At 75.3% G+C, this 2,699-nt stretch carries 2 protein-coding genes and 1 pseudogene; all 3 read left to right on the plus strand.

Translation table 11 applies throughout. From position 1 onward, the window contains the following. Positions 1 to 153 precede the first annotated feature (153 nt). Positions 154 to 1,491, plus strand: a pseudogene (locus ACFW2E_RS43370) (ATP-binding protein); the annotation flags it as partial. Further along, on the plus strand, positions 1,482 to 1,766 hold the full coding sequence (locus ACFW2E_RS43375) for a hypothetical protein (RefSeq protein ID WP_384476642.1): 285 nt from the start codon (positions 1,482 to 1,484) through the stop codon (positions 1,764 to 1,766). The pseudogene ACFW2E_RS43370 and the gene ACFW2E_RS43375, both read left to right, overlap by 10 nt. Next, positions 1,763 to 2,699: DUF4157 domain-containing protein (locus ACFW2E_RS43380; RefSeq protein ID WP_384476645.1), on the plus strand; the 937-nt coding region annotated here is incomplete at its 3' end. The genes ACFW2E_RS43375 and ACFW2E_RS43380, both read left to right, overlap by 4 nt.

Consider the following 2,699-nt stretch of genomic DNA (forward strand, 5'->3'; position numbering starts at 1 on the left):
TCCAGCGGCTGCCGGACCCGCTGACGCTGCCGCGCGCGGGGGCCCCCCGGGCGCGGGGGGGGGGGGGGGGCCCGCGGGCCCCGCCCCCCCCGCGCGGGGGCTCCCCCCCGGGGGGGGCCCGCCCCCCCCGCGCCGCCGGGGGGCGGGGGCCGCGGGGGCCCCCGGCGCAGCCGGGCCGACATCGCCGCGGCGGCGGCCGCCCGGTCCGGGCTCGGGCTGTACGCGATGAGCGCCGAGGACGTCCCCGGCGAGCCGGCGGAGCGCGACCGGCTGGCCCGGCTGTGGCAGCGGGAGGCGGTCCTGCTGCCCGCCGCGCTGCTCGTCGAGGTCGGCGAACTGGACCGCGACCAGCGGGCCGCGACCGAGGCGTTCCTGGCCGGGGCCGCCGTACCCGTCGTGGTCTCCAGTGAGGACCCGCTGCGCACGGAGCGCCCGCACGGCGCACGGGTGACCGTGCCACGCCTGGACGACGAGGAACAACTCGGCCTGTGGGCGGATGCCTTCGACGACTTCTCCGACCTCGATGACCGCGAACTGCGCTCCCTGGTCGCACAGTTCCAGCTGCCGCCGCACGTCGTACGGTCCGCCGCCGCCACGGTCCGCCGTGAACTCCCGCACGAGGACGAGCTGGACGCCCTCCAGCTGGCCTGGCGGGCCGGTCTCGACGAGGCCCGCCTCGGCATGGACGAACTCGGCCGGCGCATCGAGCCGCAGGCCGGCTGGGGCGACCTCGTCCTGCACGAGCGCCAGACGAGCGTGCTGCGGGAGATCGTCGCGCATGTGCGGCAGCGGGCCACCGTCCACCAGGAGTGGGGGTTCGCGGCGACGCTGCGCAGGGGCCTCGGCGTCACCGCGCTGTTCGCGGGCGGCTCCGGTACCGGCAAGACCCTGGCCGCCGAGGTGATGGCCCGGGAACTCGGCCTCGATCTGTTCGTCATCGACCTGTCCCAGGTGGTCAGCAAGTACATCGGCGAGACCGAGAAGAACCTCCGCCGGGTCTTCGACGCCGCCGAACGCGGCGGCGCGCTCCTCCTGTTCGACGAGGCGGACGCGCTGTTCGGCAAGCGCAGCGAGGTCAAGGACAGCCACGACCGGTACGCCAACCTCGAGGTCAGCTATCTGCTCATGCGCATGGAGGCCTACCGGGGCCTGGCCATCCTCACCACCAACATGAAGAAGGCCCTTGACACGGCCTTCCTGCGGCGCATCCGGTTCGTCGTCGACTTCCCCTTCCCGGCCGAGCCCGAACGCGCCGAGATCTGGCGCCGCGTGCTCCCGCCACAGGCACCGGTCAAGGACATCGACCCGGGGCTGCTCGCCCAGCTCACCGTCGCGGGCGGCTCGATCCGCAACATCGCCCTGTCCGGGGCGTTCCTCGCCGCGGAGGACGGCGAGGCCCTGCAGATGCGGCACATGCTCGCCGCCGCCCGCACCGAATACGTCAAGCTCGAGCGCTCCCTGACGCCGACGGAGGTCCGCGGATGGGTGTGACCGGACGGCCGGGCGCGATCCGCCTGGGCATCGGCGAACTCGTCCTGGACGGATTCCGGGCGGACCCGGAACGGGTGTCGGCCGCGTTCGAGCGCGAGCTCACCCGGCTGGTCCACGAGCACGGCGTACCGATCGCGGCGGACGGCGCCCTGCGACTGGACGTGCTGTCCGGGCTGCCGCCGCTGCCGGCCGGACTCTCCGCGCGCCGACTGGGCCAGGAGCTGGCGCGTGCGGTCCACCAGGGGCTCAGCGGACAAGGGGAGGTGACACGGTGAACGCGCGTACCCAGGAGTCCGGTTCCGAGCAGGCGGCCGACCGGCGCAGGCGCCGCCGCAAGGAGCGGGCCGCCAAGTCCCGTACGCCCGAACCGAAGAACATCGTCAGCGGGGCCGGACAGCCCCTCGACCCCGGCGTACGGCGGGAGCTGGAGGAACAGCTCGGCCACGACCTGAGCCGGGTACGGCTGCACACCGGCCGGGACGCGGGACAGCTGGCCGAGCTGCTCGGCGCGGACGCCGTCGCGGTCGGCCAGGACATCCTCTTCCGCGAAGGCGCCTTCAAACCCGGCACCGACGAGGGCCGCCGCCTCCTCGCCCACGAGCTGCTGCACACCGTGCAGAACCCGCACGGACTCGGCGCGCTGCGGGCGGGCCGTGAACCCGGCGCGGTGAGCCTGCCGCAGCAGGCCGTCGAGCGGGAGGCTGAGGCGGCGGCGCAGGACCTCGTACGACCGGAGTCCGCACCGGCCGCGGAGTCCGCCCGGGAGGTGGAGCCGGGCCGGGCGACACCCGGCGGGCGGCGCTACGCGACCGTCGACGCGGACCGCGCACGCGCCGAGCGCGTCGACCCGGAGACCCTGGTGGACCGGCTCGTCAACGACGTGCTGCGGTCGCTGCGCGGTGACCCCGAGGACGCCTCCGGGCGCGTCCGGCAGCACCTGGGACGGATGTCGCCCGATCTGCAGGACCTGGTCCTCGACCGGCTGGAGATCCGGCTGCCCACCCCGGAACACGACCGGCTGCTCGGTCTGGTTGACGAGGTAGGGCAGGGCCCGCTGCCCCTGGACGCGGCCACGGCCCCGCACTCCCTGCCGGACGCGGCCGAGGAACTCGAACAGGAGCGGGAGAGCGCGGAGGCCGCCTGGCGGACCCGGCTGGACAACGCCGAGCGGCTGGAGGACGAACGGATCGCGCAGGCGCAGCGGCGGA

Origin of the sequence: Streptomyces sp. NPDC058964 (genome assembly GCF_042741275.1) — a bacterium.
GTDB lineage: Bacteria > Actinomycetota > Actinomycetes > Streptomycetales > Streptomycetaceae > Streptomyces.